This is a genomic window from Sorangium sp. So ce1153, assembly GCF_051521595.1.
Taxonomy (GTDB): Bacteria; Myxococcota_A; Polyangia; order Polyangiales; family Polyangiaceae; genus Sorangium.
Window position 1 is genome coordinate 11,572,313 of the sequence record NZ_CP150361.1, and the last position, 19,058, is coordinate 11,591,370.

Here is a 19,058-nt window from a genome sequence, read left to right on the forward strand (position 1 = left end):
GTGGTGCATGGCGCACCATGTTGAATGGTGCACGGCGCACCAGCGCTGGTGTACGGTACACCAGTGAATCGCCTCCTCCTCACCTGGTCGGACGCGGGCACGCTCGGGCCGGCGCCGGCGCACCAGGGCCGCCGGCCCGAGGGCGACCGCGGGCCCGTGCTGCGGCTCCTCGACCAGGAGGAGAGCCGCTACGACGCGATCGTGGTCCTCACCATCCCGGCCGGCGAGGCGCCGTCGCGGGCGCTCGTCGAGCGGGCGCGGGAGCGCGCGCCGCGGGCCGAGCTCCGCGTCGTCGACGTCGACGACCCGTCGGACTACGCGAAGCTCTTCCGCGCGCTCGGTCCGCTCTCGGCGAAGCTCAAGCGCGCGTTCCCCCCGGCGGCCTGGGCGACGGACGTCCTGCTCTCGGCGGGCACGCCGCAGGCGCAGACGCTCTGGGTCATCCTCGTGCAGGCGGGGCTCCTGCCGGCGCGCATGCTCCAGGTGATCCCGGCGGCGTTCGTGCCGCGCCCGCACCCGCGCGCCGTGCGCGAGGTCCGGCTCGACATCGAGGGGTTCCCCGAGATCCGCGCGCTGCGCGAGGAGGTCGTGCGCCTGCGGGCCGAGGCGCGCACCCGCGACGCGGTGCTCGTCGGCAAGAGCGAGCCGATGCGCTCCCTCCGCGCCCGGATCGCCCGCGTCGCCGCGACCGACGTGCCCGTGCTGATCCTCGGCGAGACCGGGACCGGCAAGGAGCTCGCGGCCAGGGCGATCCACGAGCACAGCCCGCGCGGCAGGGGGCCGTTCATCGCCGAGAACTGCGGCGTCTTCGCCGAGGGCGTGCTCGCGAGCGAGCTGTTCGGCCACGAGGCGGGCGCCTTCACCGGGGCCGCCGGGCGGCGGCGCGGCGTCTTCGAGCAAGCGCACGGGGGCACGCTGTTCCTCGACGAGATCGGCGAGCTGTCGCCGCGGGTGCAGGCGTCGCTCCTGCGCGTGCTCCAGGACGGGACGCTGCGCCGGGTGGGCGGCGAGGCGACGATCGAGCTCGACGTGCGCGTCCTCGCGGCCACGCACCGCGATCTCGCGGCCATGGTCGCGCGGGGCGAGTTCCGCGAGGACCTTTACTACCGGCTCCGCGGCGCCGTCATCGAGGTCCCGCCGCTGCGCGCGCGGGGTGGCGACATCGAGATCCTCGTCCACGCGTTCCTCGACGAGCTGAGGGCGCGGCCGAAGGGGCGCGGGCTCAAGCTGACCCGCGAGGCGCTGAGGAGCCTCTGCAGCCACCCGTGGCCGGGCAACGTGCGCGAGCTGCGCGCGGAGGTGCTCCGTTGGGGGGTGTTCTGCGATCAGACGGTCGACGTGGGCGACCTCGCGCCGGAGATCACGGCGGCGGCGCCGCCGCGGCCGGCCGGCGGCGCGGACGCGCAGGGGGCGGAGGCCGGCGGCGAGGACGTCGCGCCGCTCGCGGACGCGGTGGCGACGGCCGAGCGCGCGGCGATCGGGCGCGCGCTCCGGGTGCACCGGGGCAACATCTCCCGCGCGGCGCGCGCGCTCGCCATCGACCGGAACACGCTGAAGCGCAAGATGGCGGCGTACGGCCTCCGCGGCGACGAGGCGGCCTGATCTCTTCACGTCGCGACGCGGGCGCTCGTCCGGCCGGGTGCCTCCGACCTGGACGACGATCAGAACTCCGCGACGTCGAACCTTCGCCCATGCGTGCCCGGACCCGCGCCGGTCCCGTTCAGGTTGCCCGGGGTCAACCCTTGCAGCTTTCCGGTGACGGTGCCGCCGCGGATCGTGCCGTAGAGGACGAGCCGCACGTCATCGACCTCCGCGGGGTCAACCTCGGTGATCCGATAGGAACCCTGGACTTGCAGGGGATAGATCACGTGGATGTACGTGACAGCTTCGCGATTTCCGGCCCGGAGCGTGACCGGCAACGAGTCGGCGAAGGCGCCGTCCTCCGTCGAGAAGCGCAGCAGAACGTCGATCTCCAGAAACGGAGCGCCGAAGGGGCAGCTCGTCGCCATGGGGTCTGCGGGGTCCTCGGGCGGCACGCCGCCCCCCGCGGCGCGCTGGGCCCCTGACCTCGTGAAGTGAACGAAGCGCGCCGTGAGCGGCGCGCCCGCAGAGACAGTCACGGTCGTGCTGCCGCCGTTCGCCCACGTGAGCGTGGCAGAGCGCGCGCCCGAGATGGAAGAGACCACGTCGTCCGCCGAGAAGCCGAGCCGGGAGGCGTCCTCCACGCCGATGATCTCCGAGCGCGCCGTGCACGGCCGATCCACTCCGCTGATCTGGCCGACCGGCGCGCCTGAGCGACCGTCGGTGCCGCTGCCGGCGCCGTCCGAGCCCCCGAGGAGCGCAGCGCTCAACATCAGTGCACCCATCCAGGAAGGCCGCTGTCCCCCGTACATTCAAGAACCTCGCGCGGCACATCTTGTGCTCTCCCGCACGAGGGTGCCAGTTCACGTTCGCACATTCCATAGCGCAAATTAGCCAGTCGACGTGCGAACCTGCGCTACGGTGGACCGCGCCCGGGCGCGTCGAGCCGAGAGGGACCGGCCCCGGCGGCGCCCTTCGGGCGGCCCCTGGCACGGCGCACACGCGCGGCGCAGCGCGAGCACGCCGGGAGCCGGGCATCGATCTGGACTCTCGACGGCCGCGCGTTTCAGGGAGCTGATGTCAAGGTCGCGAGGAGGTCATCTCGCATCTTGTTCCTGACGTCGAGGAGGCCGCCGTTCGGGAAGCTCATTCCTTCCTGCGTCAACGCGTTGAGCGCCTGGTAGAAGGGCTCCTCGCTGATCGCGGGCGCCCCGTACGCATCGCGCGTTGCTGCCAGGAGGTATCGTGGAACGCGGGTCTCCTGCGGCGCGTCCTCGCTCGCGAGGAGCCACGCGAAGGTGCTGGCCGAGCTCATGTAGGCGACGAACGCGGCGGCAGCCTCGGCGCAGGCATCCGTGCACCTTGCGCTCACGACGAAGCTGTCCGTGAAGAGCAGCGGGTGGTTGCCGTCGCCCAGCGGCGCCGAGGAGATCTTGATCTCGGCCGGATCACCGTCAGGAGGAAGGTTCTTCAAGATCGTGTAGAGCCGCTCGGAATAACCGAAGGTCGCATCGACCTCCCCTGCCGCGAACCGCTGTGCCGGGAGGTCGACGTTCTCCTCCAGATCGTAGGTGCCGTCGAGGCACGGGTTGCTCCCCCCGCTCTCGCACGTCCTCGAGAAGGTGCTGAGCGCATCCAGGGTCGCCGGGTCGTACATCGTGGTGGAGATCGCCGATGCGACCCCCTCGGGGCCGTTCGTGTCTGCCCACGCGTCCAGATAGAGCGAGGGGAGGTTCCAGCTTCCGAGCAAGTTGCCGGCCATGTCCGGCGCATCCGTGTGGAGATCGACCAGCGCCGACGCCAGCTCGGTCGCCGTGTCAGCGCTCTCCACGGACGTGTCCCTGGAGAAGGTGAAATGGCCACAGAGCCAGTGCGGGACGCCGTAGATCTCCCCATTGTAGGTGGACGCCGCGACGCCCGCCGGGTGCCAGTCCGCGGGAGGAAGCTCCTCCCATGGGCGGATCGCGCCCGTGGCCACGAGCTCGCCGAGCAGGATCATGTCCGTCTCGATGACGTCAACCGAGCAGTCGGCGTCCTCCGCGGCGAGGCCCGCGGCCAGCGACGCGGGGTCGTAGAAGTCGCCCGCGAAACAGGGCGGATTCACCACGAGATCGATCCCGGAGTGCGCGGCCTCGAACTCGGCCTCGATGCGGAGCGCCATAGCCACGAGCTGATCTCCCGCCGCGTCGGGGATATAGGGATACAGGGGAACCCGGAGCACGGTCTTCTCCCCGGCGCTGCCGCCCTGGCCGCCGCTCCCGCCCTCGCCCCCGCTCCCGCCCTGGCCGTCGCTGCCGCCGGCGCCAGCCGACGAGCCTTCATCCATCCCGCTCGAGCAGCCAAGCGCCGAGAGCAACATCAGACCGACCAACCGGGTCAGGTTGCGGGCCATCGAGGCGGACAGGCCCGACGATGAGAAATACCCAGTTTTATGTTCCTTCGTTCCCATGGTGACACACCTCGTCGTTCGAAGCTGGAGGCGACTGCGCGGAGGATCGATGCCTGGGGCTCTGCAAGGGATGACCCGCGGGGCTAGAGCGCCCGCAGGAACGCCGTGAGATCCCCTTTCTCCTGCGCGGTCAGCTTCGTGCCGAGCACGAGGTTGAAGAACTCCACCGTGTCTTCCAGCGTGAGCAGGCGCCCGTCGTGCAGATAAGGCGGGCTGTCCTTGATGCCCCGCAGCGGGAACGTCTTGATGGGTCCGTCCGCGGTGGCCATCCGGCCGTTGATGAGCTCGGGCTTGAAGAAGCGCTCTGCCCGCAGGTTGTGCATCAGGTTGTCGGTGTAGTACGGCGCCACATGGCACGTCCCGCACCGGCCCTTGCCGTGGAAGACCTGCTCGCCGCGGAGCTCCTCCGGCGTGGCCTTCGCGGGGTCGAGGCGCCCGTCGACGCCGAGCTTCGGCGCCGGGGGGAAGTCGAGGATCTCCTGGAACTCGCTCATCGCCTGCACCTGGTGCCCGCGATCGAGGATGTTGACCCCCTTCTTCACGGCGATGACGATATCGCCGTCGAAGTAGGCCCCTCGCTGCTCGAACTCGGTGAAGTCCTCGACCGTCTTGAGCGCGCGCTGCGAGCCGAAGAGGCGCTGGATGTTGACGCCGCGCAGCGTCGGGGTGTCGACCCGGTGCCGGAACTCCTGCGGCCGGGTGTCGCCCACGAGGTGGGTCGCGTTGTTGGTGTGACCGTTGGCGTGGCAGTCGAAGCAGGCGACGCCGAGGCTCGCCCTCTCCGAGCGCCGGTCCGACGTCGCGTTGAACTGCATCTGCGGGAACGGCGTCACGAGGAGCCGGAGCCCCTCGAGCTGCTTGGGCGTCAGGATGCCGTTGAAGAGCTCGTAGAAGTTGTCGATCGTGACGAGCTGCCCCTTCGAGACGTCGCCGAGATCGGGCCGCGTGGTGAGGTAGATGGGCGCCGGGAACTCCGAGATGAGGTGATCCGGCAGGTCGAAGTCGAGGTCGAAGCGCGTGAGATCACGCCCTGTCTGGCGCTTCAGCTCGTCGATCTGAAACTTCGGAAAGACCATTCCCCCTTCCGGGTGGTTCGGGTGCGGCAGCGGGAGGAAGCCCCTCGGCCAGAGCCCCTGCTCCCGGACGGCGTCGGGCGCGAGCGCGGCCAGCGCCTCCCACGTCGTCCCCTTCGGGAGCTTCACCCGGACGCCCGCCTGGACGGGCTTTCCGCGCGACATGGCGACCCCAGCCGCAGGACGGTTGGCGAGGTCGTAGCGCTCGTCGAGGAGCGCCTGATGGCGCTTCGCCACCGCGGGCTTGTCGGCCTTCATCCGGGCGACCATGGCGGCGAAAGGCTCCTTGTCGTCGACCGGCAAGTAGCTCGTGCGCGGCGTGTCAGGCCCGGGCGGAGGGTCCGCGTTCATGGGGGCCCGCGGTCCCGCCGGGGCGACGGCCCCGGCCACCGCCGGCGGAGGGTTCCGAGGGCCGGTAGGCTCTTCAGGGCCCACGCCCGGCGCCGAGCCGCAATGCACGAGGCCGAGCGAGAGCGCCGCGGTGCACGCGGCCAGGCACGAGACATCCATTCTCTTCACTGCCATACAAGCGCTCCTTCAAGAAGACACGTCGAGGGGAGACCGACGACCGGCCGCGCGCCGCAGCGCTCCGGCACGCCCGAGCGGCCGTCCGGGCACACAAGCCGGGCGTCGTGAGCGAACCCGCCCACAGCGACTCCCGTGCCAGGGTCGAGTCCGCTTGGAGCCTGCCTCCTGACGAGGAGCGGCGCGCGAAGTCCGGCGTCCCGAGCGCCGACCGGCGGTCTTTGGCGCCGGGCAGCATGAGGCGAATTGCCACGCCCGTGGCATGAATACTCACCGTGCTTCGCCCGTGCGCGACGGGGACGACGGGCACGACGACGGGTTCGGAACGGGCTTCTCCCGGGGCGCTCCGGGCCCACGGCTCCTCAGGGCTGCCCACGACCGCACCGGGCTCCGCCACCGAGCCCAGTGGTCAGTCGTCGACGACGTTGAAGGTGGTGCGAAAGGGGACTGGCTCCCGGGTGCGCTAACGATCGCCGCGCGCGCGCCGCTCCGCCGCGACGCGGACGAAGGGATCCCTCACGTCGCGCGCGTCGAAGAAGAACACCCGATCCCAGCAGGGTATCCGCTCCCGCTCCGACAGGTCGAACACCTCGCCGCGGGACAGGCTGCCGACGAGCCTCGCGCTCGACTGGCCCCTCATGCTCCACCTGTACTCGTACGGGAGCATGACGCTGGGATCGCTGAACATGCCGCGCCTCGCGGTGAAGCTCTCCCGCGCGGCGTCGGAGAGCTCCTGGGCGTGGCGCAGGTTCGGCGCGACGATGTAGGTGATCGCCAGGCCCTCCTCGAGCAGCACCCGGTTGATGAGCTGGCCCCCCGAGATGACATACCCGAGCACGCGCCCGTAAGCGTCGCAAGGCTGCTCGTCGGTCTGGATCTCGACCTCGGCGCCGTCGGGCGCGAGCTCGGCGAGCCGCGCGGCGGCCGCATCGGCCCAGGGGCCCTGCGAGGTGCCGAGGAAGTGCGTCTCCGGCGTATCGATCGAGAGCATGCGGATAGAATGGATCACGCCCCGCTCGTCGCGCACGTGGAGCGTGTCCCCGTCGACCGTCTTCACCACCTCCGCGCGAAAGCGCTCGCCCGGGAGATCCGGCGCCCGGCGGAACCTCCGCCGCCGGGAAACAAGGGACACGTAGCCGATGAACCTCCGGAATCCCGGAAGCAGTCCTGTCATCGCCCCCTCCTTGGCTGGATACCCCCAGAAACCGCCGTTCGTCATGGCGCTCGGACTTCCGTCCTGCCCTGGCGGCCTGTTCCATGAAGATATAGAGCGAGCACCGGCCCGATGACAGCGCCCGTCTCATGACCCAGAGGACGAGGTGTCCCGAAGATTCGAGTTGATGATGGAGAGAAGAGAGGAAGAATAACCGCCAAGACGCCAAGAGCGCCAAGAGAAAGAGAGAGCATATAATTAAAACTATTTATCTACTTCTCTCTTCTCGTCTTGGCGTCCTTGGCGTCTTGGCGGTTCAAATCTCTTCCCCAGTCAACCGCGGCCTCACGAGATCCACCCGACCCGGGATAGGGCTACGCTTCCTGCGCCCTTTCCCGTTACGATCGCTCCGGTAGATCGTCGCGGGGCATGAAACGTCTGCATGCGGCCCCGCGCTGGGCTCCGGGGGGCGAGAGCCACCGCGGCGAGGAGGACCTGGATGTCGTCGCATGAAGAGGTAGGGCCGGCCGGAGCGCCGGCGGGGGAAGGCGCAGCAGAGACGGGCGCCGCGCTGGCACGCCGCAAGCGCGGCCTGCGCTTCCGGCTCGCGGCCGGGGTGCTCGTGCTCGCCGCCAGCGTGACGGCGCTCGTCCTGAGCCAGGAGACGCCGCCCGCGAAGGCCAGCGCCATCGGCGCCCGACTCGAGCTCTCCTCGGGCGAGGTGACGCTGACGGCGGGCGCGCAAGACGACAGGCGGGCGACCGTCGTGTCCGGCGTCCCGATCCCGGTCGGGGCCGAGCTCGCGACCGGAAAGGGGGCGCGGGCGCTCGTGAGGCTCGCCGACGGCTCGGCGGTGTTCCTCCGTGCGGACTCGGAGATCGCGCTCGGCACGGACGGGCTGTCGCTCGCCCAGGGCGAGGTGTGGCTCGACGCGCCGCCCTCGGAGCGCGGCGAGCTCTCGCACGCGCTCGGAGACGTCAGGGTGTCGGCCGCCGACGCGGGCCTGTCGATGAGGCGCTCGGCCGAGGGGGTGAGCGTGTACGTGGCGCGCGGGCTCGCCGTCGTCACGGCCCCCGGCGGGCGCGTCGAGGTGCACGCCGGCGAGCAGGCGACCGTCGCGGGCAGCGCCGCGCCGAAGGTCGCGCCGCTCGCCTACTGGGACGACTGGACCGGCGGCATGGGCGACCACCGGCCGCTCGCCGGCGAGGGCAGCGGATCCGGCCGGATCTACGGCGTCGACCTGCAGGGCGCCCCCGGGGCACTGGCGCGCACGCTCGAGATCAGCCGGCAGGCCGTGCGGGCGGTGCTGCGCGACGGCATCGCCGAGACCGAGGTGGACCAGACCTTCTCGAACCCGGGCGGGCGCCAGGTCGAGGGCTGGTACTGGTTCACCGTGCCCGAGCGGGCGTTCGTGAGCTCGTTCGCGGTGGAGACCGACGGCGTCCTCGTCGAGGGGGAGGTCATCGAGCGGAAAGAGGCGGCGCAGCGGTACCAGGCCGCGGTGCAGACGGGCCACGAGCCGGCGCTGCTCGAGTGGGTCGACGGGCACAGCTACCGCGCCCGCATCTTCCCGGTGCCCGCGAGCGGCTCCCGGCGCGTGGTGCTGCGCTACGTGGAGATGCTCGGCGCGCCGGCCGGCAAGCTCGCCTACGTGTACCCGATGCGGTCGAGCGAGCCGGTCCAGATCGGCGAGTTCTCCCTCTCCGTCGACCTCGGCCAGGCCGGCCAGGGGATGCAGATCGCGACGCTCGCCGACGCGGTGATCGAGGACGGGGGGCGGCGGGTGAGCATGCGGCGGAGCGGCTACGAGCCGCGCGCGGACTTCCAGCTCGAGGCCTCCGTCAAGACGAAGCCGTCGCCGCTGCGCGTGGCGCGCTTCGCGGCGGGCGCGGACCGCGCCGACTACGTGATGGCGCGGTACGTGCCCGACGTGGACTGGACCGAGCTCAAGGAGCTGCCCGCCGATCTCGTCGTCGTGGTCGACACGTCGGCGTCGGCCGAGGAGACCGCGCGCCAGCAGAAGGCGGCCGCGGCCGAGGCGATCCTGCGGGCGATGTCGCCGTCGGACCACTTCGCGCTGATCGCGCTCGACTCGGCGCCCGCGGTCCTGCACCCGAGGGAGGGGCTGGCCGCGGCGTCGGACCAGGAGATCTCCGCGGCGCTCACGCGGCTGGCCGAGCACGCGACGGGGGGCGCGACCGACCTCGGCGCCCTGTTCGAGTCGGCGCTCGGGCGCGTGCACGGCAAGGAGCAGCCGGCCGTCATCTACATCGGCGACGGCCTCGCGACGAGCGGCGAGGTGACGGGCGCGCGCCTCTCGGAGCGGCTCCGGCGCTCGCTCGCGGCCTCGCGCGCGCGCTTCTTCACGGTCGGCGTCGGCGAGAACGCGAACCACGCGCTGCTCCGCGAGCTCGCGCGCGCCGGCGGCGGGCAGTCGTTCCGGATCGACGAGACCGAGGGCTCGACCTCCGAGGTGCTGCGCCTCGCCGGCGCGATCAAGACGGCGACCATCACCGATCTCTCGATCGACCTCGGCGCCGGGCTCGACGAGCCGATGCTCACCGCGAGCGGCAAGGTGTCGCGCGGCGAGGAGGTGGTGCTGCTCGCGCGCACGCACCACGCGCTGCCCGCGAAGGCGGTCGTGAAGGGGCGGCTCGCGGGGAAGGAGTACTCGCGCGAGCACACGATCGAGATCGACAGGGGCGTCGGGGCGGCGCTCGTGCCGCGCTTCTGGGCGGCCGAGAAGATGCGGCGGCTGCTCGCGGACGGCGACGACGCCGAGGCGCACCGGGGCAAGGTGGTCGAGCTCGGGCTCGAGTACGGGCTGATCACGCCGTTCACGAGCACGCTGGCGCTCGAGAGCGAGCAGGCGTACCTGAACCAGGGGATCCGGCGGCGGCGCTCGCCGCTCCGGGGCGAGCGGCTGACGGCGCTCACGCCCGAGCGAGAGCGCGAGCTCGCGGCGCTGCTCGCGCCGCCCTCCATGGCGGTCGCCGCCGGGTGCGGGAGGAGCGAGCCGAGCGCGAGCTACGACGAGGCGGCATCGAACAAGGAGGGCGGCTACGGGCTGCGCAAGCAGGCGGAGGCGCCAGCGGTCGCGCCGATGGTGGAGGCCGCGCCGGCGCCGGCCATGGAGCAGAAGGCCGAGCCGCTGGCGCAGGGCGCCAGGGCGGATCTCGCGGAGCCCGCCGCTGCGCTGCCGTCGCCGCCCCCCGCGCCCGCCGCCACGGCCGCGGCCGCGGCCGACGAGCCGGCGCAGGCCCTCGCGCCGAAGGAGGCGGAGGCCTCGATGGCCCCGCGGCCCACCGTCCGGGCGCAGGCCGGGGGCGGGGGCGCCCCGGCGGCGAGCGCGCCGATGGCGTTCGGCTCGCGCCCCGCGAACGCGTCCAAACCCTCGCCGCCCCGCGCCGGCGGGCCGGCCGGGAACGCCGTGCCTCCGGGCGCGGCGGGCGGGGCGGCGGCGCGGAGGGCTGCCCAGGCGTGGACGCCCAGGCCCCGGCCCGTGGCGATGTCGCCGTGCAGCGACACGGCGCGGCGCCCGCTCGCCGAGCGCCTCGTCGTGTGGTCGAAGCGCCTCGCGCGCGCCACGACGGCCGAGCAGCTCATCGCGCGCTACGAGGGCGCGCTCGCGACGTGCGAGCTGCCGGACTGGCGCGCGAGGGCCGCGCTCCTCTCGCTCCTCCAGGCGAAGGTGGCCACCGAGGGCGGCGCCGAGGCGCTGCTCGTCCGCTTCGCCGACGAGCCGGAGGCGCAGCGGTTCATCGCGCGCGCGCTCATGCGGCGGAGCGTCGATCCAGCGATCGCCGCGGCGGTGCGGCGCACGCTCTTCGGGGGCGCCGATCCGAGGGCGCGCTGGGCGCTGGTCGACGAGCGGCTCGCGGCGCTCCCGACGGTGGACGAGCGGCTCGCGCTGCTGCGCCAGATGCTCACCGAGCGGCCCGACGATCCGGAGGGAGAGATCCGGCGGGTGCGCCTCCTGGCCGAGGCGGGGCGGAAGGACGAGGCGCTCGCCTACGGGCGGAGGCTCCGCGACCGCGGCTTCATGAGCCCGGGGCTCGCGCTGGAGCTCGGCGACGTGCTCGCGTCGAGCGGCTTCGAGCCGGACGCGCTCCGCACGTACTCGGAGATCGTCGAGTTCGATCCGACGAGCCCGGCGTCGCGCGAGCTGCTCGGCGACGTCTACCTCCGGCACGGCTGGTACGCGGCCGCGTACCGCCAGTACACGACGCTCACCGACCTCGCGCCGGCCGAGCCCCGGGGCTGGCTGAGGCTCGCGGCGGCGGCCGCGGGCAGCGGGCGCGTCGACGAGGCGCTGCGCATCCAGCGCAAGGTGGCCGCGGCGGAGGGCACGCCGGGGCCGGACGATCCGCGCGCGTGGGCGCGCCTCCTGTCGGCGGCGCGCATCGGCCGGCTGCTCGCCGGGGGCGGCGCGCCGGGGGGCGCGGCCGGCGCCGAGGCCGAGAGCCTCGCCCGCAAGCTGAAGGAGCTGCAGCTCTTCAGCGGCCCCGGGGCGCTCCGCGTCGTGCTGTGGGAGGACTACGCGACGGAGCTCGCCCTCGCGGCGCGGGACGGCCAGGTGGACGCGGCGCTCGGCGACGGCGTCTTCGCGCCGGCGGTCGGGCTCGCGGCGGTGCAGCTGCCGGCGCCGGAGCTCGCGCGCCTCGAGTGGCGCGTGCGGTTCCGCAGCGATCCGCCGGGGAGGGACGTGCGCTTCGTGGTGACGACGCTCGTGTGGGACGGGGCGTCGTTCCGGGTGACGAGCGCGCCGGGGTCGATCGGCGCGCAGGAGCGGGAGGTCGCGCTGCCGGCCGACGCGCTGCCATGATCGACGTCTCGCTGCTCGGCTGGCTGGTCGTGACGCTGACGTCGCCGCTGTCGCTCGTGCTCTTGCTCGTGGCGCTCGGCGCGGCGGCCTACGTCGGCCTGACGGCGCTCGAGGCAGCTCCTCGCCAGCGCGGCGCGCGCGCGGTCGGCACGGGCGCCGCGGCCTGCACGCTCGCGGCCGGGATGGTCGGGCTGCGCGTGGGCGCGGGCGCGAGCGCGGTCGTCCCGACGGCCGCGGTGGGGATCGCCGCCGCGGCGGCGCTCGGGGCGACCGCTGCGTGCGCGTGGACCTTCGGCGCGCGCGGCGCGGCGGCGCTCGGGGCGGCGCGGCTCCGGCGGAGCGCGGCGGCGCTGCGGGCGGGCGACGAGCGGCGGCGGCTGCTCGCGGCGAGCCAGCGCGCCTACATCGAGGGCGACGACCTCGCCGCCGAGACGGCGGCGGCCGACGCGGCCGTCGAGCGCCTGCGCGCCGCGGTGGAGGCGCTGGCCGACGCGCGCGCCGCGCTCCAGGCGAAGCGCGACGCGGCGCGGGGCGGAGGTGGCCCGGGCGACGAGGGCGGCGAGGGCGAGGGCGGCGCGATGGACGGACCGCGGGCGGAGCGGCGGCCGGCCGAGGCGAGCGCGCTCGCCGAGGACCTCGCGCGCGCGTGCGACGAGGCCGCGCTGAAGCTGTCGATGGGCCAGCGGGTGCTCGCCGCCGCGGAGGCCGCGGCGCTGCGGGTCGCGTGCAACGCGCCGCTCCGGCGGCTCCTGCGGCGGCGGCCCCGCGAGGCCACGCAGGCGCTGGCGACCCTGGGCGCGGGCGCGCTCGCGCCGGCCGCCGCGTCGGTCGAGGCATTCCTGGGCGAGGTGCGGGCGGCGCGCGACGAGGTCGCGGCGATCGCGGCGCAGCGCGCCTCGGGCGGCGCGGTGGGCGCCTCGGAGACCGCGGTGGGCGCCTCGGAGACCGCGGTGGGCGCCTCGGAGACCGCGGCGGGCGCCACGGCCGGCTCGGACCCGGAGCAGCGCCCGGCGGCGCTCGCGTTGCGCGAGCTCGCCGCGATGGAGTCCGCGTACGGGGCGCTGCTCGAGCGGCTGCGCCTGGCGGAGCTCCACGCCTCGACGCGCGCCTCGGTGCAGCAGGTCGAGAGCGCCGCGGGCGCGCTCTCCGCGGCCGCCAGGGCTGCGGCGCTCGACCCGGCGGAGCTCGACGCGCTCGTGACGGAGATCGCGCGCGCCGAGTCGGCCGTCGCCGCCGCCGCGCCGGAGGCCGGGGGCTCGCGGGCGCTCGCCGAGGCGCTCGCCGCGGGCTCCCTGGCCCTCGATCGGAGCGACGCGACGTCGCTGTCGGAGCTCATCGCGGCATTGCGCGAGCTGCGGTGAGGCGATGACCGGGAGATCGCTCCCGAAATCGAACGTAATCAAACGTTGAACGACGCCTGGCCGTAAGTGGTCCCTGCGCGCGGGGTGCAGCCGGGAGCCTCCCGGATGGTCACCCCATGGGCTAGACTTGGACCGTGGTTCAGGCCCTCCCTGCCGGTTACCTCTTCGACCCCGCGGATCCGCGCGCTCCGACGAGCGATCAGTGGGCGCGGATGACCCCGGCCGAGCGCGCTCGCGTCGTGGACATGCTCCCCGCCGAGGTCCCGCTGGAGCTCATGCCGCCCGAGGGGGACGCGCACCGCAAGGCCAAGCGCGACGCGCTCGACGCCCTCGACGGCTTCTTCCGCCGTGTCGCCCGCAAGATCTACCTCTCCTCCGAGCTCGCCGTCTTCTACCCCGGCGAGCCGCGGTTCGCGCCCGACCTGCTCGCCGTCGTCGACGTCGAGCCCCACGAGCGGATGCGGTGGGTGGTCGACCACGAGGGCAAGGGGCTCGACCTTGTGATCGAGGTCCACGTGGCCGGCAGCCGCACCAAGGATCACCAGTTCAACGTCGATCGGTATGCGCGGCTCGGCATCCGCGAGTACTTCCTCTTCGACCGCGCCCGCCTGCGCCTGCACGCTTACAGGCTGCCGGCAGCGCCCGAGGGCGATCTCTCTCGTCCCCGCGCGTACCAGCGGATCGTGCCTCAGGCAGGCCGGTTCGCCTCGGAGGTGCTCGGCCTCGACCTCCTGCTCGACGGCCCCCGCCTCCGCTTCTTCGCGGGCAATGCGCCCCTGGAGGACGCCGACGAGATGATCGCCCGCCTCGGCGGCATGCTCGATCAGGTCATCGCCCACCAGGAGGACGCGCAGCGCGTCGCCGAGGAGCTCGCCGCCGAGCTCGACAAGGAGCGGCGCCTGCGCGAGGAGGAGCAGCGCCTGCGCGAGGAGGAGCAGCGCCTGCGCGAGGAGGCCGAGCGGCAGCTCGAGCAGGCGCGCGCGGAGATCGAGCGGCTCAAGGCCCGCTGAGCGCGCGGCCGCCCGGGGCGGCCTCCGACCAGGCCGGCGCGCAGGTCGCCGCCGCGGGGCTATCCGCCCTTCAGCTTGGCGGCCAGGAACTTGCGCACGTGCTCCCAGGCGTCCGCCGCCGCCTTCGTGTCGTACCGCTCTCCCGACGGGTTCGCGAACGCGTGGTCGGCGTCGTACCGGAGCACCTGGTGCTCCACGCCCGCGTCGTGGAGCGCCTTGTCGAACTCGCTCACGACCTCGGGCGGGATGCCCTTGTCCTGGTTGCCGAAGACGCCGAGCACCGGCGCCTTGATCGCCTGGAGCTTCGCGGCGTCGGTGACGAGCCGGCCGTAGTAGATGACGGCGGCGTCGAGCTCGGGCTCGTTCATGGCGAGCTTGAGCGACCAGGCGCCGCCGAAGCACCACCCGATCGAGCCGGTGCGCGGCGCCGAGACGCGCGCGTCCGTCGTGAGGAAGCGGTGCGCCGCGCGCACGACCTCGAGCCCCTTGGCCTCGTCCACGGCCTTCATCGCCGCCATCGCGTCGTCGGGGTTCGTCGCCACCTTGCCGCCGTACAGATCCACGGCGATCGCGGCGTAGCCGTCCTCCGCGAGGCGGTCGGTCCAGTGCTTGATGTGCTCGTTCAGGCCCCACCACTCATGGATCACCACGACGCCCGGGATCGGCGCCTTCGCGCCCGGCGGGAGGCTCAGGTACGCCCGCGTCCCGGCCACGTCGACCGCCTCTCCGCGCGCGGGCGGGGCCTTGTCGGACCGGAGCTGGTGCAGCGCCTTGAAGTCCTCCTCCGAGAGCCGGCCGGTCGGGCCGTCCGCGGCGCCGGTCGCCGCGGGCGGGGCGGCGCCGGGCGGCGGCTCGGCGGGAGGCACGGGGGAGGCGGAGCAGGCGGTCGCCACGGCCAGCGCGAGCGGCGCGACAAGGCGGCAGGAGTGCAGGCGGAGCTTCATGGCGACGCACCGTACCAGCAGAGCGCCGCGCGTCGGAAGTCTCGGGGGAGGCCGCCCCGCGCCCCCGTGGCAGCCTCGCCGGGGAGGCCGCGCCCTGCCTAGGTCGCGACCCGCAGGCGCAGCTGGCTGGACTCGAGGCCCCGCAGGACCGCGGCCACCAGCGTGTCCGGGGAGAACGGCTTCGCGACGAACGCGTGGGCGCCGAGCCGGACGGCGCGCTCGCGCTCGCGCGCCGAGGACATCGCCGAGACGACGATCAGCGCGACGTCGCGGTGGTGCCGGCTCTGGCGGATGAAGCGGATGAGCTCCAGCCCGTCGATGTCCGGCAGGTTGATATCGATGATCACGGCGTCGTACGCGCCCCGATGCATCCGCCGGAGCGCCTCGAACCCGCTCGCCGTCTCGGCGACCTCGACCAGCCCGAGCTCCCTCGCCCTCTCGAGCGCCGCCCGCATGTGCGTGCGCATCGCGGCGGAGTCGTCGATGAGGAGGAGGCGGATCATACGGCAGAGGGTCCGGCGGGGGCTCTGGAGCCGGCTACGTACAGTAAAATCAACGAAACTGGAAGTGTTCATCAAATTTCCGACATTCCGTCGTCGGACCGGTCCACGGAGCAGGCCCCGCTGAGCTCGCTTTGAAGCCGATCTCCGCCGCCAGCTGAGCCTGAGGACCGCTCGGCGGCCGCGGGACGGCCGTCTGCGGCGGCGCCGCTCCAGCGGGGGTCGTGCCGGCCCAGGTCTGCGCATCTGTGCACCTGCGCACCCTCGACGGCGGCGTCGCGCGACGCGCTGCCCTGCGTCGCGCTGCACGCTGCTCGACCAGCGCGGCCGGGCAAGCGCCGCAGCTCCGCGCCACGACGCCTCTTCAGCTCCGCCCCCAGCGCCCGGCGTGATCACATCCGCCCGGTCCGGGAATTCGTCTGAGCCACACAGGAGACTGCTGTGCGCGCCAGGTCATTGCACATCTTCGCCACGGCTGCCGGACTGTTCCCTGCGATCTGCAGCGGCGCAGACTCCAGGGATGCCGATCCGGAGGGTGGCACCGGCAAGCTGGGTCGCGCCGGCGGCGCCGGGCTCGCCAGCGGGTCCACGAGCTCCGCGGCTCCAGTACGGGCCCTGTCCCCGCCCCTCGCTCACGTCACCGGATCTGGCCCTCTGCCCCTGTCCTGGCCCGCGCCACGAACGAGACAGACGACATGGGGATACGCGCCGCGCTGCTCCCTCCGGTCGGCGCTCGATGACGTGGAGTGGAATCCTTCCGGGACACGCGGCCTGTTCCCGCTGACCTGTCACGCTTCGACTTGATCCCAGATCTGGGCACAGCTTTGGCCGGACGCGATTTCACGTCGCACATACTTGGAAATCAAACTATCTGTTTGACAAAAAAATCGAGCAACGGTATCCCATTGACGGGCAGACGCCATGCGACGTTGCCCCGTCTGGCGTTGCGCGAGTCTTACTTGGAGAGGGTAGTCCCTTCCGTGGTGGTTCCGGCTGATCAGCCGGCGCTCATCCACCATTGGGTCTTGGAGGCGGCGCCGGCTTCCACTCGGCCCGGTCAGAGTATGTCACGGTCAGGGCGTGGCTTTGAGAGCATGACTTATCCAAGGAGATCGTTGTATGGGTGAGAGAAAAGGAGCCGCGGCTCGTGATCTGCTCGGCTGGGTCCTCGATCGCCGGCAGATTCTCATCAAGCTCGGGGCGTTCGCCGTCACCGCGCCCGCGATCGTGTCCTGCGAAGAGGATGAAGGGGCGGTCGGCAATGACACCGGCGGAAGCGGAGGCGCCGGCGGCGGCTTCGGCAGCACGAGCACGGGCTGGGGCACCGCCAGCAGCACGAGCGCGGCCAGCGGTGCTACCGGCACGAGCAGCACGACCGCGGGCGCCGGAGGCGAGGGCGGCGCGGGCGTGGAGGGCGGCGACTCGCTGGATCCTTCGATATTCGAGGACGCAGCGAGCTGCTCCATGACGACGACGGACATCGAGGGGCCGTTCTTCCTCGACGACAACGAGATCCCGAACGACATCAACCTGTTCCGGAGCGATATCCGGGACGGCCATCCCGGCTGCGAGTTCCGGCTCTATTTCCGCCTGCTCGACGGCCGGAACAGCTGCGAGCCGATCCCCGACGCCGAGGTGTACATCTGGCACTGCGACGCGGAGGGGTACTACAGCGGCTTCGACAGCCAGGATCCCTCCACGCCGTACGCAGGCCCGGTCGAGCGTACACCGGATAACCTGGACCGGTTTTGCCGCGGCGTGCAGCTCTCCGACCGCAACGGGATCGTGGGCTTCACGTCGCTCTGGCCCGGATGGTACGCTGGGCGCCCCGTCCACGTTCACCTGGTCGCGCGCATCAACGGCTCCACGACCAGGTTGATCACCACGCAGCTCTATTTCGACGCCGATTTCAGCGCGAAGGTGTACGCGTCCGAGCCGGAGTACGCGGCTCGCTCGACGAACATCCCGGCGTCCAGCCTCGAGCCGCCGCGGGGCAACCCCGCCATGCCGACCATGAAGCACACCCCCGGGCTGATCACCGCCACGCTCAACGTCATCGTCAACCCCGCCTGAGCGTAGGGACCTCCCTGAGCAGGAGGGGGCCGAGATCGCGAACGGCGGCGCCGTGAGGGCGCCCCTGCTCGCGCGGCCTCCCGCGCGAGGGCGCCTGAGCGTCGAAAGGCGCCCGGGCGCTGCCCGCCCAGGGCCGCGAGACATCCTGGAAATCGAGGCAGAGCTCCTCGTCGCGGCGTCGCGGGCGTCGGGCGGGGCGGACAGCTGCCCTCCCGGACGCCAGACTGCGGTAGGGAGGTCCCATGAGCGACGCGGACCGGCTGGATCCAGGGAGCATGGCGCGCGCGTTCCGCGAGGCGCGGCGCCGCGGGATGGACGTGGAGCCTGCGGTGCTGTTCCACGACCTCGGGCGCATGCGGGCGCGCATCGGTCGGATCGGCGCGGCGTTCCCGCCGGGCGCCCTCCACACGGTCGCGATCAAGGCGAACCCGCTCGTGGAGGTCCTCCGCGCGGCGGTCGACTGCGGCGCGGGGCTCGAGGCGGCCTCGCTCGAGGAGGTGAAGCTCTCGGTCGCCGCCGGGTGCCCCCCCGGCCGCATCGTCTACGACTCGCCCGCGAAGACCCGCGCCGACATCGCGGAGGCCCTCCGCCTGGGCGTGCGGATCAACGCCGACAACCTCGACGAGCTCGAGCGCATCGACGAGCTCGTCGGGCCCGAGGGGGCGGCGGGCCGCATCGGGCTGCGCATCAACCCGCAGGTCGGGGCGTCCAGCATTGCCCTCACCAGCGTCGCCGACCGGCGCTCCAAGTTCGGGGTCCCCCTCGAGCAGGCGGACGCGGTGCGCGCCGCCTTCGCGCGGTACCGGTGGCTCACCGGCCTGCACGTGCACGTCGGCTCGCAGGGCTGCTCGCTCTCGCAGCTGGTCGACGGGATCCGCCGCGTCGAGGCGCTGCGCCAGGAGCTCCGCCGCGCGCTGGGGCCGGGCGCCGCCGGCACCATGGACATCGGCGGCGGGCTGCCGGTCGCTTACCGGAGCACCGACCGGCCGCCGCCGCTCGAGGACTACGCGGCCGCGCTGCGCCTCGAGGTCCCGACGCTCTTCGAGGAGGGGACCACGCTGATCACCGAGCTCGGGCGCTGGGTCCAGGCGGGCTGCGGCTTCGCCTTCTCGCGCGTGGAGTACGTGAAGAAGGACTCGGCCGGACGCACCGCGATCCTGCACCTCGGGGCCGACTTCCTGCTGCGCCGCGCGTATCACCCGGCCGACTGGCACCATGACTTCGTGGCGCTCGACCCCGACGCCGGGCCCAGGGAGGGGCCGCTCTCGCCGTGCACCCTCGGCGGCCCGCTCTGCTTCGGCGGCGACGTGATGGCCCGCGATCTCCCGCTGCCGGACCTGTCGCCCGGGGATCTGGTGCTCGTCCGCGACACGGGGGCTTACACGCTGAGCATGTGGTCCCGCCACTGCAGCCGCGGCATCCCCGCGGTGCTCGGCGTCGACGGCGGCGACATCCGGGTCCTGCGCGAGCGAGAGCGACCCGAGGACGTCGTGGCGTTCTGGAGCCGCGGCCGCGGCCAGCCATGAGGCCGCTGCGCGGCGTTCACGTGGCTGTTTCCCCGCGA

Annotated in this window: 12 protein-coding genes; 6 read left to right on the top strand and 6 right to left on the bottom strand. The window is 73.1% G+C overall.

The window, feature by feature from the left end; translation table 11 throughout:
- Positions 1–63 precede the first annotated feature (63 nt).
- Entirely contained in the window at positions 64–1,602 is a 1,539-nt protein-coding gene (locus WME85_RS42085) for a sigma-54 interaction domain-containing protein (protein ID WP_437829695.1), read from the top strand.
- Positions 1,603–1,661: 59 nt separating this feature from the next.
- On the opposite strand, the gene WME85_RS42090 is transcribed toward WME85_RS42085, so the two are convergent.
- The 4 genes from WME85_RS42090 to WME85_RS42105 form a co-directional block, all read right to left on the bottom strand.
- Positions 1,662–2,354, bottom strand: a complete 693-nt coding sequence (locus WME85_RS42090; RefSeq protein WP_437829697.1) for a hypothetical protein — start codon at positions 2,352–2,354, stop codon at positions 1,662–1,664.
- A gap of 293 nt (positions 2,355–2,647) precedes the next feature.
- Positions 2,648–4,030, bottom strand: a complete 1,383-nt coding sequence (locus WME85_RS42095; protein ID WP_437829700.1) for an extracellular solute-binding protein — start codon at positions 4,028–4,030, stop codon at positions 2,648–2,650.
- Between the two features lie 83 nt (positions 4,031–4,113).
- On the bottom strand, positions 4,114–5,454 hold the full coding sequence (locus tag WME85_RS42100) for a cytochrome B6 (RefSeq protein WP_437842517.1): 1,341 nt from the start codon (positions 5,452–5,454) through the stop codon (positions 4,114–4,116).
- Between the two features lie 637 nt (positions 5,455–6,091).
- Positions 6,092–6,802 carry a thermonuclease family protein gene (locus WME85_RS42105; RefSeq protein WP_437829702.1) on the bottom strand — a complete coding sequence of 237 codons (711 nt, stop codon included), beginning with the start codon at positions 6,800–6,802 and terminating at the stop codon, positions 6,092–6,094.
- Positions 6,803–7,280: 478 nt separating this feature from the next.
- On the opposite strand from WME85_RS42105, the gene WME85_RS42110 reads away from it, so the two are divergent.
- The 3 genes from WME85_RS42110 to WME85_RS42120 all read left to right on the top strand — a co-directional run bounded on the left by WME85_RS42110 (position 7,281) and on the right by WME85_RS42120 (position 13,977).
- A complete protein-coding gene (locus WME85_RS42110; protein WP_437829704.1) occupies positions 7,281–11,606 on the top strand; it encodes a VIT domain-containing protein in 4,326 nt (1,441 codons plus the stop codon).
- Positions 11,603–12,967 (top strand): hypothetical protein, encoded by a 1,365-nt coding sequence (locus WME85_RS42115; protein WP_437829706.1) that lies wholly within the window; start codon positions 11,603–11,605, stop codon positions 12,965–12,967. Before WME85_RS42110 ends, WME85_RS42115 begins: the two co-directional genes overlap by 4 nt.
- 134 nt (positions 12,968–13,101) lie before the next feature.
- Complete coding sequence (locus tag WME85_RS42120) at positions 13,102–13,977, top strand: Uma2 family endonuclease (protein WP_437829708.1); 876 nt, start codon at positions 13,102–13,104, stop codon at positions 13,975–13,977.
- 59 nt (positions 13,978–14,036) lie between these two features.
- On the opposite strand, the gene WME85_RS42125 is transcribed toward WME85_RS42120, so the two are convergent.
- Positions 14,037–14,921, bottom strand: coding sequence for a dienelactone hydrolase family protein (locus WME85_RS42125; RefSeq protein WP_437829710.1), 885 nt, complete (start codon positions 14,919–14,921; stop codon positions 14,037–14,039).
- Positions 14,922–15,019: 98 nt separating this feature from the next.
- A complete protein-coding gene (locus WME85_RS42130; protein WP_437829712.1) occupies positions 15,020–15,424 on the bottom strand; it encodes a response regulator in 405 nt (134 codons plus the stop codon).
- Positions 15,425–16,540: 1,116 nt separating this feature from the next.
- On the opposite strand from WME85_RS42130, the gene WME85_RS42135 reads away from it, so the two are divergent.
- Together WME85_RS42135 and WME85_RS42140 are read left to right on the top strand one after the other, a co-directional pair.
- Positions 16,541–17,494, top strand: a complete 954-nt coding sequence (locus tag WME85_RS42135; RefSeq protein WP_437829714.1) for a protocatechuate 3,4-dioxygenase — start codon at positions 16,541–16,543, stop codon at positions 17,492–17,494.
- A 242-nt stretch (positions 17,495–17,736) separates the two neighbouring features.
- Complete coding sequence (locus tag WME85_RS42140; protein WP_437829717.1) at positions 17,737–19,020, top strand: diaminopimelate decarboxylase; 1,284 nt, start codon at positions 17,737–17,739, stop codon at positions 19,018–19,020.
- Positions 19,021–19,058: the final 38 nt, after the last annotated feature.